Source organism: Dactylosporangium sp. NPDC049742 (genome assembly GCF_040674675.1).
Taxonomy (GTDB): domain Bacteria; phylum Actinomycetota; class Actinomycetes; order Mycobacteriales; family Micromonosporaceae; genus Dactylosporangium; species Dactylosporangium maewongense.
Genome location: NZ_JBFANF010000002.1, coordinates 90,740 through 103,027, shown reverse-complemented (window position 1 = coordinate 103,027; position 12,288 = coordinate 90,740). Strand labels below are relative to the sequence as shown.

7 protein-coding genes are annotated in these 12,288 nt (G+C 71.6%); 4 read left to right on the top strand and 3 right to left on the bottom strand.

Translation table 11 applies throughout. The annotated features are described in order from the left end of the window. The first annotated feature begins 106 nt into the window (after positions 1-106). Complete coding sequence (locus tag AB0J72_RS04020) at positions 107-4,756, top strand: hypothetical protein (RefSeq protein ID WP_363394175.1); 4,650 nt, start codon at positions 107-109, stop codon at positions 4,754-4,756. Between the two features lie 68 nt (positions 4,757-4,824). Here AB0J72_RS04020 and glyA read toward each other — a convergent pair whose 3' ends face one another. Together glyA and ilvD are read right to left on the bottom strand one after the other, a co-directional pair. After that, positions 4,825-6,087: a serine hydroxymethyltransferase gene (gene glyA, locus AB0J72_RS04015; RefSeq protein ID WP_363394173.1), complete on the bottom strand. Its 1,263-nt coding sequence runs from the start codon at positions 6,085-6,087 to the stop codon at positions 4,825-4,827. Between the two features lie 178 nt (positions 6,088-6,265). Beyond that, complete coding sequence (ilvD, locus tag AB0J72_RS04010; protein WP_363394170.1) at positions 6,266-8,110, bottom strand: dihydroxy-acid dehydratase; 1,845 nt, start codon at positions 8,108-8,110, stop codon at positions 6,266-6,268. 227 nt (positions 8,111-8,337) lie between these two features. Here ilvD and AB0J72_RS04005 point away from each other — a divergent pair, with 227 nt between their 5' ends. Genes AB0J72_RS04005 through ilvC form a run of 3 tightly spaced genes read left to right on the top strand, consistent with a single transcriptional unit; the run spans position 8,338 to position 11,773 of the window. Beyond that, the gene (locus AB0J72_RS04005) at positions 8,338-10,218 is read left to right on the top strand and encodes an acetolactate synthase large subunit (protein ID WP_363394167.1); all 1,881 of its coding nucleotides are present in this window, start codon (positions 8,338-8,340) and stop codon (positions 10,216-10,218) included. Between the two features lies 1 nt (position 10,219). Further along, on the top strand, positions 10,220-10,738 hold the full coding sequence (ilvN, locus tag AB0J72_RS04000) for an acetolactate synthase small subunit (RefSeq protein ID WP_344508120.1): 519 nt from the start codon (positions 10,220-10,222) through the stop codon (positions 10,736-10,738). 21 nt (positions 10,739-10,759) lie between these two features. Next, positions 10,760-11,773 carry a ketol-acid reductoisomerase gene (gene ilvC, locus AB0J72_RS03995; protein ID WP_344508119.1) on the top strand — a complete coding sequence of 338 codons (1,014 nt, stop codon included), beginning with the start codon at positions 10,760-10,762 and terminating at the stop codon, positions 11,771-11,773. 35 nt (positions 11,774-11,808) lie between these two features. Here the strand turns inward: ilvC and AB0J72_RS03990 are convergent, their stop codons facing one another. After that, positions 11,809-12,186 carry a TipAS antibiotic-recognition domain-containing protein gene (locus AB0J72_RS03990; protein ID WP_363394163.1) on the bottom strand — a complete coding sequence of 126 codons (378 nt, stop codon included), beginning with the start codon at positions 12,184-12,186 and terminating at the stop codon, positions 11,809-11,811. Between the last annotated feature and the right edge of the window lie 102 nt (positions 12,187-12,288).

Sequence of the window (12,288 nt, the reverse complement as noted above, 5' to 3'; positions counted from 1 at the left end):
GGCGGCTCTCGCCCGGCACAGCGCTCAGGGTTACGCTCGGTGCCGTGTTCGTCGAGATCGCGACAAGTCGGCGTGCCGGTGGTCGCGGCTGCTTGGAGGCCCGGATTTGACCGGCAACACGTGGCACTCCGGCGTCAAGAGCAGCCGCCGGGTCGGCGTGCGCCCCACCGGCGTGCTCGCGGGTGCGCTGATCGTCGCGGCGGCTCTGCTCGCCCTCGCCGTCGCCGGCTGGGGCGTCATGGAGCTCAGCATCATCTGGAGCGTCGCCGCGGTCCTGTCGCTCATCGGTGTGCTCGTTCTCACGCTGCGTGGCTTCCCGATGTTCGCGATCCTGGCCGCGGTCGCCGGCGCCGTCGCCTGGGGCGCGGCCACCCGCACCTGGCTGCCCGGCGGCTGGACCGACTTCCTCGGCATCGTCAAGTTCATCGGCGTCAACCTCGGCTTCGACGTGCCGCTCATCGGCGCCTTCCTCGCCGCGCTGATGCTCGACGCGCGCCGGCTGTCCCGCGCCGCCGTCGACGAGGCGGTCAGCGGCCGCCGCTGGTGGGGCAAGCCCGACGACCACCTGCCGCGGCTCAAGGAGCTCGAGGTGCTGCCGTCGGCCCGGTTCTTCGCCCTCGGCGAGGGCGGCTGCACCCATCTCGTCGTCGCCGGGCGGCGGGTCGCCCTGTTCCTGCCGACCGTCTGGCCACACGGCGAGTTCTCCATGGACGCCTCCGGCCAGGTCCTGCGCGGCGGCCGCCTCTTCGTCCCCGGCTCCGAGGACATCGACGGCCTCGCCGCCGAGGTGCACACCTGGCGCGAGCAACTCGGCAAGGTCGGCGGCGCCGTCCGTGGCTACCTCGTCGTCGCCCCCTCCCGCGGGGACGTCAGCGAGGACCTCGTCATCTCCGTCGCCCCCGGCGAGCACCTCCACCTCGTGCACGCCCACGAGATGGTCGAGGCCGCGGGGCGCTGGCTCGCCGCCGAGCCCTACCGGGTCGAGCTCTCCGTCATGGAGCGCCTCCTGGTGATCGCCGCCGGCAACAAGCTGCCCGAGCCGTCGCCCCTGGCCCGGTCCTTCGCCCGTATGACCACCGGCTCGCACCCCACTGTCCCGGCGTCGCCCACCGTCGCGGACGCCGCCTTCGCCGCGGCCGCCGGCACGTCCCCCGACGCGGAGCCCGCCTCCCTCCGCGACCGCCTCACCCGGGGCCGCTTCGGCCGCTCCGCCACTTCGGCCAACCCCACCTCCCCGCAGGCTTCCCGCCGCGGCGACCATGACGAGGACGGCTCGGTGCGCGACCGCTTATCCGACGGCGACGGGTTCTCCTCCCGCCGCGGCGACTACGACGAGGACGGCTCGGTCCGCAGCCGCTTCGGCCGCTCGTCGGACCTGCCTTCTGCTTCTTCCTCTTCTTCCTCCTCCGAGCCTGAGTCGGCCGCCCCGGCCAGCGACTCGTGGGAGTCCCGCGCCACCCGGGAGCTGGTCGGCTCGTGGGACAGCGAGTCGGCCAACAAGCTGGCCGCGTGGGCGGCGGCGGGCTCCGACACTGACCCCGGCTCCCGTGCCGACGAGGGTGCTGACGACCACGTGCCGCTCGAGGACTTCGGCAGCGAGCCGGCCGCCGACCGCCGCTGGTCCACATCTTCGTCGTCCTCCTCTTCCCCGTCGTTGCCCGACAGCGACGGGGAGTTCCGGTTCTCGTGGTCGTCGGACCGTGCCGAGCCGGCCCTGGCGGAGCCGGATGCGCCCCGGGGGGTCGGCCGCCGCCGCGCTCCTGAGGACGAGCCTCCCCCATCCCGGCCGTCGTCCCCGCCGCCCTCGACCTGGCCAGCCGCATCGGCCGAGCCGCCGTCCCCTGCCGCGTCGACGCTGCCGCCCGCACCTGAGTTCCGGCCCGCTCCTCCGGCACCGGAGCCGACGGCCGACCGGTTCGCGTCGCTGATGTCGGAGTTCGACCGGATCGCCAGCGACCCTGACCGGTTCGGGTTCGCCCTGGACACCCCCGCAGACCCGGACACCCCACCCTCGACGCCGCCCCGCAGTTCCACGGACCGTGCCTGGTCCTCGTCCCGTGAGCCGGCGGCGGAGATCGGTGATTCGTCGGACCGCGGCTGGTCCTCATCTCGTGGGTCGTCATCGGAGCCGATCGGTGGCTCGCCCGACCGCAGCTGGTCGTCGTCCCGTGAGCCGGCGGCGGAGATCGGTGATTCGTCGGACCGTGGTTGGTCGTCGTCCCGTGGGTTGTCGTCGGAGCCGATTGGTGGCTCGCCGGACCGTGCCTGGTCCTCGTCTCTTGAGTCGGCGTCGGATCTGCCCGGTGGCTCGTCGGATCGTGGCTGGTCGTCCTCTCGTGGGTCGTCGGATCTGGACGGTGGCTCGTCAGACCGTGGCTGGTCCTCGTCTTTTGAGTCGGCGTCGGATCTGCCCGGTGATTCGTCGGATCGTGGCTGGTCGCCCTCTCGTGAGTCGGCGGCGGAGTCGGCTGGCAGGGCTTCGGACCGTGGTTGGTCGTCGGAGCCTGGGCCGGCGTCCGATCTCGGCGGCCGGACGTCGGATCGCGGGGGCTTCGCCGACCTGGACAGCCCGGGCCGGACTCCGGCAGACGCGGCGCGTTCCGGCACGCCGGCGAGCGACCGCCCGGCCCGGCGTCCCGTCGAGCGGCCGGCCGAGCGTCCGGCGTGGAGCGGCAGCCTGTTCGACGGGGACAAACCCGAACTCGTCGCCGAGCCCCTTGAGCTCAGCCGCTCCTGGCAGGCCGACCCCGAGGCCCGCTCCCTCCGCCGGCGCGAGCGCCAGCAGCCCTCCGCCACCCACAACTCCGCCGACAACCCCGTGTCCAGCGCTCCGACATCGGGCGTTCCCACCTCCGGCATCCCGACGTCGGGCGGACCCACGTCCCGCATCCCCACGTCCGGCGCGCCGACCTTCGGTGGCCCCACGTCAGGTGCTCCGGCCTACGGTGGACCGACGTCAGGCGCTCCGGCCGCCGGTTTCCCGGGGCCGGGCGGCTCCCGGTTCGACGGCTCCGCGTTCGGGAGCTCGTCGGACGGTCCCTCCGGCGCATGGCCGGTGTCCTCGCCCGCCTCCGTCGGCCCGGCCGCCGCCAGCCCTGTCGAGCGGCCTTCCGTCCCGCCGTCGGCGCCGTCCCGGGCGGACTCGTCGCCGGAACCTTCGTGGGGACGTGACTCTTGGTCGCAGGGCTCGTCCGCGGGGGTGGCACCGGCGGAGCGATCGTCCTCGGGTTCCTCATGGTCGGCGCAGGGCCGTTCCGAGGATTCGTGGTCGGGCTCGTCCTGGTCTGACTCCTCGCAAACGGATCATCTCCGCTCGGATCGGACCTGGTCAGACGCTCCGGGCTCGGATCGCCACAGCTCGGATCACGCTGCCGCGGACCCCCTCGGTCTGGACCACACTGCTTCGGACCGCACGTTCTCGGACCGCACCGCTTCGGATCGTGCCTTCTCGGACCGCACCGCTTCGGACCGTGCCTTCTCGGATCGCGCTGCTTCGGATGTGGCTGGTTCGGATCGGGCGTGGTCGGAGTCTTCGCATTCGGAGGCTGCGCGTTCTGATTCTTGGCGGTCGGAGTCTGCGCGGTCGGAGCAGGGCTGGTCGGATCGGGCTCGGTCGGACGAGGGGCAGGTGGGGGTTCCGAGAGCTGGGGCTCCGGCAGCCACGTGGTCGGAGCAGGGGCAGACCCGCGTATCGCGAACGGGTGGACGAGACGACGACCAGGCCGGCGCGCAGCCGGGCACGCGGGCGGCGGGTGCCGCTGAGGACGGCCCTGACTGGTGGGACGCCGAGGCGGCGGCAGGGTCCCGCGCCGGTGTCGACGAGGCGCCGGTGGAGCAGCCTGCCAAGCGGTCGCGGTGGGGGTTCTCGAAGGCGGGGAAAGGCAAGAAAGGCCAAGCCGCCGCCGAGTCTGCCGCGGGCGATGCCCCGGCCGGGCGTTCCGGGTCCGGAGCGCCGGCGGCCGATCCCTCGACGCCTGCTGGACGGCCTTCCTGGGCGACCGACCCGACGACCGGTTGGGAGAGCGACCCGAGTGGGGAGTTCACGTCCGAGCGGCGTGCCGGCTCCGCGTCGCGCACCACCAACACCACCGGCTCCACCCGCACCGACCACACCGGCGACTGGGCCACCGGCTCGGACCACGGCAGTGACAACGGCCGGGGCAGTGACGACTGGGCCAGCGGCTTGGACCGCGGCGGCTCGGCTGGCCGCGGTGGCTCCGACCGGGCCGGGGACTGGGGCGGCGGCTCGGACCGTGGCGGGGTCAGTGGCGGCAACGGTAGGGGCAGCGACGACTGGGCCAGTGGCTCGGGGCGTGGTGCTGACAACGGCCGGGGCGGCGGTGACTGGGCCAGTTCGGACCGCGGCGGTTCGGATCGCGGTGGGGACTGGGCCGGTGGAGCGGGTCGTGGCGGGCTGAGTGGCGACAGCGGTCGCGGCAGTGGCTCGGATCGTGCGGGGGACTGGGCTGGTGGGGCGGACCGCGGCGGACTGAGTGGGCGCGGCGACGACCGGGACGGGCTCGGTGGCCGTGGTGACGACCGGGGTGGGCTCGGGGGGCGCGGTGGGGACGCCGAGCGGGCCGGGGATCGTGGCCGGGCGGAGCGGGGCGGGTTCGGTGGGGGTGTGCCGGGGCAGCGGCAGCGGGCGCGGGACATGGTGTTCGACGAGGATGTGGCGCCGTTGGAGCTCAACCTCGACGAGGAGCCCAAGAACCCCGACCAGAAGTCGCGGCGGTTCCTGCGCCGCGGCAAGTAGCGACGAACAACCACACGAGGGGCGGATCCGGTCACACGAACCGGAACCGCCCCTCGTGGGTTGTGGGGTCAGTGCCAGCCGGGCATCGGGTACGCGGACAGCAGCTCGCGGACCTCGGCGGCGATCGTGTCCAAGGCGTCGTCGTCGGACTTGACGGCGGCGTCGACGGCGCGGGAGATCCAGTCGGCGACCTGGGGCATCTGGGCCTCGGTGAGGCCGCGGGTGGTGAGGGCGGGCGTGCCGATGCGCAGGCCGGAGGGGTCGAAGGGCTTGCGGGTGTCGTACGGGACGGTGTTGTAGTTCGTCTCGATGCCGGCGCGGTCGAGGGCGCGGGCGGCGGGCTTGCCGCCGATGTTCTTGCCGGTGAGGTCGATCAGGATGAGGTGGTTGTCGGTGCCGCCGGAGACCAGGTCGAAGCCGCGCTCCAGCAGGGCGGCGGCGAGGGCGCGGGCGTTGGCCACGATCTGGTGGGCGTAGGCGCGGAACGACGGCTGGGCCGCCTCGCGGAGCGCGACGGCGATGCCCGCGGTCGTGTGGTTGTGCGGGCCGCCCTGCAGGCCGGGGAAGACGGCCTTGTCGATCGCCTTGGCGTACTCCGCGGTGGAGAGCAGCATCGCGCCGCGCGGGCCGCGGAGGGTCTTGTGGGTGGTGGTCGTGATGACGGAGGCGTGGCCGACGGGGGAGGGGTGCGCGCCGCCGGCGATGAGGCCCGCGATGTGCGCGATGTCGGCCACGAGGACCGCGCCGACCTCGCGGGCGATCTCGGCGAAGCGCGGGAAGTCGATGGTGCGGGGGATGGCCGTGCCGCCGGAGAAGATCAGCTTCGGGCGTTCCCGCAGGGCGATGTCGCGGACCTCGTCGAAGTCGATGAGGCCGTCGGACCGGCGGACCGTGTACTGCACGGGGCGGAACCACGCGCCGGTCGCCGAGACGGACCAGCCGTGGGTGAGGTGGCCGCCCATCGGCAGGGCCATGCCCATGACGGTGTCACCGGGGGCGGCCAGGGCCATGTAGACGGCGAGGTTCGCGGGGGAGCCGGAGTAGGGCTGCACGTTGGCGTGCTCGACGCCGAAGACCGACTTGGCGCGGGCGATCGCCAGCTCCTCGATCGGGTCGATGAAGCGCTGGCCCTCGTAGTACCGCTTGCCGGGGTAGCCCTCGGAGTACTTGTTGGTGAGGACGGTGCCGGTCGCTTCGAGGACGGCCTGTGAGACGTAGTTCTCCGAGGCGATCATCCGCAGCGTGTCGTGCTGCCGGGCGGCCTCGTGCTGGATCAGGTCCGCGAGGTCGGGGTCGGCCGAGGTGATCGACGGCAGGGCGGGAACATGCATGGGGCTTCCTCCCATACGGGTGACCGTGGCACCCAGGCGCGCGGTGCCAGCGATGCAGGAAGCTCCCCGGTGGTCGGTTCCACCTTGATGTGCGCCAGTCGCAGTACCAGCGATGCTAGTGCACGACCGGGCAGTAACCCCGGGCCAATCCGATCGAACTGGCCCGGGGTGACGACCGTTACGGCACCTTGCGGTAGGCGCCGTCGCTGGCCGCGGTGGCCATCGACGCATACGCGCGCAGCGCCGCCGAGACGGGTCGCTGCCGGTCCAGCGGCGTGTACGGCCGCTCGCGCTTCTCCTGCGCGACGCGGCGCGCGGTCAGCACGTCCTCGTCGACGACCAGGCTGATCGAGCGGTGCGGGATGTCGATCTCGATCCGGTCGCCGTCCTCGACGAGGGCGATGAGCCCGCCGCCGGCCGCCTCGGGGGAGATGTGACCGATGGAGAGGCCGGAGGTGCCGCCGGAGAAGCGGCCGTCGGTGATCAGCGCGCAGGCGCGCCCCAGCCCCCGCCCCTTCAGGAACGACGTCGGGTAGAGCATCTCCTGCATGCCCGGCCCGCCCTTCGGGCCCTCGTACCGGATGACCACCACGTCACCGGGGACGACCTCCTTGGCGAGGATGCCGTCCACCGCGGACTCCTGCGACTCGAAGACCCGTGCCGTGCCGTGGAAGACGAGGTTCTCCTCGGGCACGCCGGCGGTCTTGACGACGCAGCCGTCGGGGGCGATGTTGCCGAACAGGATCGCGAGGCCGCCGTCGGCGCTGTAGGCGTGCTCCTTGGAGCGGATGCAGCCCTCGGCGGCGTCGGTGTCGAGCGTCGCCCAGCGGTTGGACGTGGAGAACGGCTCGACGGTGCGGACCCCGCCGGGCGCGGCGTGGAACAGCTCGAGCGCGGTCTCGGAAGCGGTCCCGGAACGGATGTCCCATTCGGCCAGCCAGCTGGACAGGTCGGGCGAGTGAACGCTGCGGACCCCATCCCGAAGCAGGCCCGCGCGGTTGAGCTCGCCGAGGATGGCGGGGATGCCGCCGGCGCGGTGGACGTCCTCCATGTGGTACTTGGGGCTGTTGGGCGCGACCTTCGACAGGCACGGCACCCGGCGGGAGATGCCGTCGATGTCGGCGACGCTGAAGTCGACCTCGGCCTCGCGGGCGGCCGCGAGCAGGTGCAGGACGGTGTTGGTGGACCCGCCCATGGCGACGTCGAGGGCGACCGCGTTCTCGAACGCCTCGCGGGTGGCGATCGCGCGAGGCAGTACCGACGCGTCATCACCCTCGTAGTACTGCTTGCACAGCTCGACGACGAGCGAGCCGGCCCGCTCGAAGAGGGCCTTGCGGGCGCTGTGGGTGGCGAGGGTGGAGCCGTTGCCGGGCAGGGCGAGGCCGATCGCCTCGGTGAGGCAGTTCATCGAGTTGGCGGTGAACATGCCGGAGCAGGAGCCGCAGGTCGGGCAGGCGGAGCGCTCGATCTGGCCCAGCTGCTCGTCGGTGACCGCCTCGTTGGCGGAGGCGATCATCGCGTCGATGAGGTCGAGCTTGGCGTGCACGACGCCCTCGATCGCGACGGTCTTGCCGGCTTCCATGGGGCCGCCGGAGACGAAGACGGTGGGGATGTTGAGGCGGAGCGCGGCGAGCAGCATGCCGGGCGTGATCTTGTCGCAGTTGGAGATGCACACGAGCGCGTCGGCGCAGTGCGCCTGCACCATGTACTCGACGGCGTCGGCGATGAGCTCGCGGCTGGGCAGCGAGTACAGCATCCCGCCGTGGCCCATGGCGATGCCGTCGTCGACGGCGATGGTGTTGAACTCCTTGGCGACCCCACCGGCCTCGGCGACCGCGTCCGCGACGATGATCCCGAGGTTGCGCAGGTGGACATGGCCCGGCACGAACTGCGTGAAGCTGTTGGCGATGGCGACGATGGGCTTACCGAAATCTGCGTCGGTCATGCCGGTGGCGCGCCAGAGGGCGCGTGCGCCGGCCATGTTGCGACCAGAAGTGGAGGTTTTGGATCGCAGCTCGGGCATACTTGTGAGTCTGACACGTTCCAGATCCTGGGACCGGTTGACTCGGGCGGTGAGATGCGCGAGAGTGGGGGCATGTCGTCGAGGTCGCTGCGAGTACTTATCATCTAGCGCGCCGACGCCTGCCGTCAGCGCGCTAGCCCCTCGTGCATCGCACGGAGGGGTTTTTTCATGTCCAAGCCAGTCCCAGCCGCGACCAAGACACCATTCGAGCGAAAGTGCGAAATGCGATGACGAGACCCACGCCTGAAGTCCTCGCCCACCGAGCGCACCCGGCCGCACCCGCCGCTCCGGCGACGCCGCCGGGCTCCACCGCGCCGGCCGCCGCCGACCGGTCGGACAAGACGGCCGTAGAGAAGAAGCCGGAGCTTCTGACCGGCGCTCAGGTGCTGGTGCGGTCGCTCGAGGCGCTCGGCGCGGACGTCGTCTTCGGCATTCCCGGCGGCGCGATCCTCCCCGCGTACGACCCGCTGTTCGACTCCGAGTCCGTCCGGCACATCCTGGTCCGCCACGAGCAGGGCGCCGGGCACGCCGCGACCGGCTACGCGCAGGCCACCGGCAAGGTCGGCGTCTGCATGGCGACGTCCGGCCCGGGCGCGACCAACCTGGTCACCCCGATCGCCGACGCGTACATGGACTCCGTCGCGATGGTCGCGATCACCGGCCAGGTCGCCTCGGCCTCCATCGGCACCGACGCGTTCCAGGAAGCCGACATCGCCGGGATCACGCTGCCGATCACCAAGCACAACTACCTGGTCAAGACCGGCGAGGAGCTGCCGCGGATCCTGGCCGAGGCGTTCCACCTGGCCTCGACCGGCCGCCCGGGCCCGGTCCTCGTCGACATCCCCAAGGACGTGCTGGTCAAGCAGACGACGTTCAAGTGGCCGCCGACGCTGGACCTGCCCGGCTACCACCCGACGCTGCACCCGCACGGCAAGCAGATCCGCGAGGCGGCCCGGCTCATCGCCGCGGCGAAGCGGCCCGTCCTGTACGTCGGTGGCGGCGTCATCAAGGCGCACGCCTCGGAGGTGCTGCGCAAGCTCGCCGAGCTGACCGGCGCCCCGGTGGTCACGACGCTGATGGCCCGCGGCGCGTTCCCCGACTCGCACCCGCAGCACCTGGGCATGCCCGGCATGCACGGCAGCGTCGGCGCCGTCTACGCGCTGCAGAAGGCCGACCTGCTGATCACGCTCGGCGCCCGCTTCGACGACCGGGTCACCGGTGACCTGAGCACGTTCGCGCCGAACGCGCAGATCATCCACGCCGACATCGACCCCGCCGAGATCGGCAAGAACCGGGTCGCGGACGTGCCGATCGTCGGTGACGCCAAGCACGTCATCGAGGAGCTGATCGGCGCCGTCACCGCCGAGCACACCGCGGGGCACAAGGTCGCGCTCACCGACTGGTGGGCGACGCTGGACGACATCCGCGGCCGGTACCCCCTCGGATACGAGGAGCCGTCCGACGGCACCCTTGCCCCGCAGTACGTCATCGAGCGCATCGGCGCGCTCGTCGGTCCCGACGCGATCTACACCGCCGGGGTCGGCCAGCACCAGATGTGGGCCGCGCAGTTCGTGAAGTACGAGCACCCGGCGACCTGGCTCAACTCCGGCGGTCTCGGCACGATGGGCTACGCGGTGCCCGCCGCGATGGGCGCCAAGGTCGGCCGGCCCGACAAGGTCGTGTGGGCGATCGACGGCGACGGCTGCTTCCAGATGACCAACCAGGAGCTCGCCACCTGCGCCCTGGAAGGCATCCCGATCAAGGTCGCCGTCATCAACAACGGCAACCTCGGCATGGTCCGGCAGTGGCAGACGCTCTTCTACGACCAGCGCTACTCCAACACCGAGCTGGGCACCCACAAGCACCGCATCCCCGACTTCGTGAAGCTCGCCGACGCGCTCGGCTGCGTCGGCCTGCGCTGCGAGAGCAAGCAGGACGTCGACGCCACGATCGAGGCCGCGATGAAGGTCACCGACCAGCCGGTCGTCATCGACTTCGTGGTCGGCAAGGACGCCATGGTGTGGCCGATGGTCGCCGCCGGCACCAGCAACGACGAGATCATGTTCGCCCGCGGGGTCGCGCCCAAGTTCGATAAGGACGACGTCTGAGATGACCACCCACACCCTGTCAGTCCTGGTGGAGAACAAGCCGGGCATCCTCGCGAGGGTCGCCGGCCTGTTCGCCCGCCGTGGCTTCAACATCGACTCCCTCGCGGTCGGTGAGACCGAGCACCCCGAGGTCTCCCGGATGACGATCGTCGTCAACGCCGAGGACAGCCCGCTCGAGCAGGTGACCAAGCAGCTCAACAAGCTGGTGCAGGTCCTGAAGATCGTCGAGCTCGACGGCAACGCCAGCGTCCAGCGCGAACTGCTGCTGGTGAAGGTGCGCGCCGAGCGGCCGGTCCGCTCTCAGGTCCTGGAGACGGTGAACCTGTTCCGGGCCCGCGTGGTCGACGTCTCGCCGGACGCCCTCACGATCGAGGCCACCGGCACGTCGGAAAAACTGGACGCGTTGCTCCGGGACCTGGAGCCGTTCGGTATCAAGGAAATGGTCCAGTCCGGCGTCGTGGCCATCGGCCGTGGCTCCCGCTCCATCACCACGGGCCCGGCGCTGCGCGCCGCGTCCTGACAAATGTTGAAAGGAAACACAATGTCCGCCGAGGTGTTCTACGACGACGACGCCGACCTGTCGTTGATCCAGGGCCGCAAGGTTGCGGTCCTCGGTTACGGCAGCCAGGGCCACGCCCACGCGCTGTCCCTGCGTGACTCCGGTGTCGACGTCCGCGTCGGCCTTCCGGAGGGTTCCAAGAGCCGGGCGAAGGCGGAGGAGCAGGGCCTGCGGGTCCTCTCGCCGGCCGAGGCCTCCGCCGAGGCGGACGTCATCATGATCCTGGCGCCCGACACCGCGCAGCGCTCCCTCTACACCGAGTCGGTCGAGCCGCACCTGACGGCCGGCAAGGCGCTGTTCTTCGGTCACGGTCTCAACATCCGGTACGGGTTCATCACGCCCCCCGCCGACGTCGACGTCGCGATGGTCGCCCCGAAGGGCCCGGGCCACCTGGTCCGCCGCCAGTTCGTGGACGGCAAGGGCGTGCCGTGCCTCGTCGCGGTCGAGCAGGACGCGACCGGCAACGCCTTCGCCCTCGCCCTCGCGTACGCGGCCGGCATCGGCGGCACGCGCGCCGGCGCCATCAAGACCACGTTCAAGGAGGAGACCGAGACCGACCTGTTCGGCGAGCAGGCGGTCCTCTGCGGCGGCGCCTCGGCGCTCGTCCAGACCGGTTTCGAGGTGCTCACCGAGGCGGGCTACGCCCCGGAGATCGCCTACTTCGAGTGCCTCCACGAGCTGAAGCTGATCGTGGACCTCATGTACGAGGGCGGCATCGCCCGGATGCGGTACAGCGTGTCCGACACCGCCGAGTACGGCGACTACTCCCGCGGCCCGCGCGTCGTCGACGCCCGGACCAAGGAGGAGATGAAGAAGATCCTCGCCGAGATCCAGTCGGGCGAGTTCGCCCGCGAGTGGATCGCCGAGGACGACGCCGGCCGCCCCAACTTCACCAAGCTCCGCGAGCAGGGTGCGGCGCACCCGATCGAGGAGACCGGCCAGAAGCTGCGCTCGATGATGAGCTGGGTCGACCGGCCCATCACCGAGACGGCCTGACATCTGGGAAGGGGGGCCCAGGCCCCCCTTCTTCGTTACGCGCGCGCCGCGTTCGCGTGGATCGCGTCCCGGATGAACTGCGCCAGCCCCGGGTGGTCCGTGTCGTAGTTCGCCGTGAAGCGCGGGTCCGCGACGTACATGTCGCCGAGGCCGCGGTGGATCTCGCTGCCGCAGTCGTAGAACCAGCGGCTGATGTGCTGCCGGTGCGCCTCGGCCAGATCCATCGCCAGCTCCCCCTGGGCCGGCTCGCCGTCGACGAACGCCCTGGTGAACGCCGCCGTGTTCGCGGCCGCCTCGGCCTTGATGCGTTCCCAGTCCTGCGGCGTGTACTTCGCGGTCCGCTCCGCCGACTGCCGGTAGGCCTCGGTCTGGCCCCACCGCTGCTCGGCCTCTTCCGCGTAGGGATTCTCCATCTTCGTCTCCTTTGCTGCGTCGGTACGACCAGCGTCAGGTCTCCAGTGACGGGAGAGTCAAGCGGGCCGTTCCGGCCTCCCAGCAACGGCCTCAGGGATTGT

Coding starts and splice junctions, on each gene's coding strand:
- AB0J72_RS03990 (WP_363394163.1), bottom strand. CDS start 12,186: ATGGAGAATCCCTACGCGGAAGAGGCCGAGCAGCGGTGGGGCCAGACC.
- AB0J72_RS04005 (WP_363394167.1), top strand. CDS start 8,338: ATGACGAGACCCACGCCTGAAGTCCTCGCCCACCGAGCGCACCCGGCC.
- glyA (WP_363394173.1), bottom strand. CDS start 6,087: ATGCATGTTCCCGCCCTGCCGTCGATCACCTCGGCCGACCCCGACCTC.
- ilvD (WP_363394170.1), bottom strand. CDS start 8,110: ATGCCCGAGCTGCGATCCAAAACCTCCACTTCTGGTCGCAACATGGCC.
- ilvC (WP_344508119.1), top strand. CDS start 10,760: ATGTCCGCCGAGGTGTTCTACGACGACGACGCCGACCTGTCGTTGATC.
- ilvN (WP_344508120.1), top strand. CDS start 10,220: ATGACCACCCACACCCTGTCAGTCCTGGTGGAGAACAAGCCGGGCATC.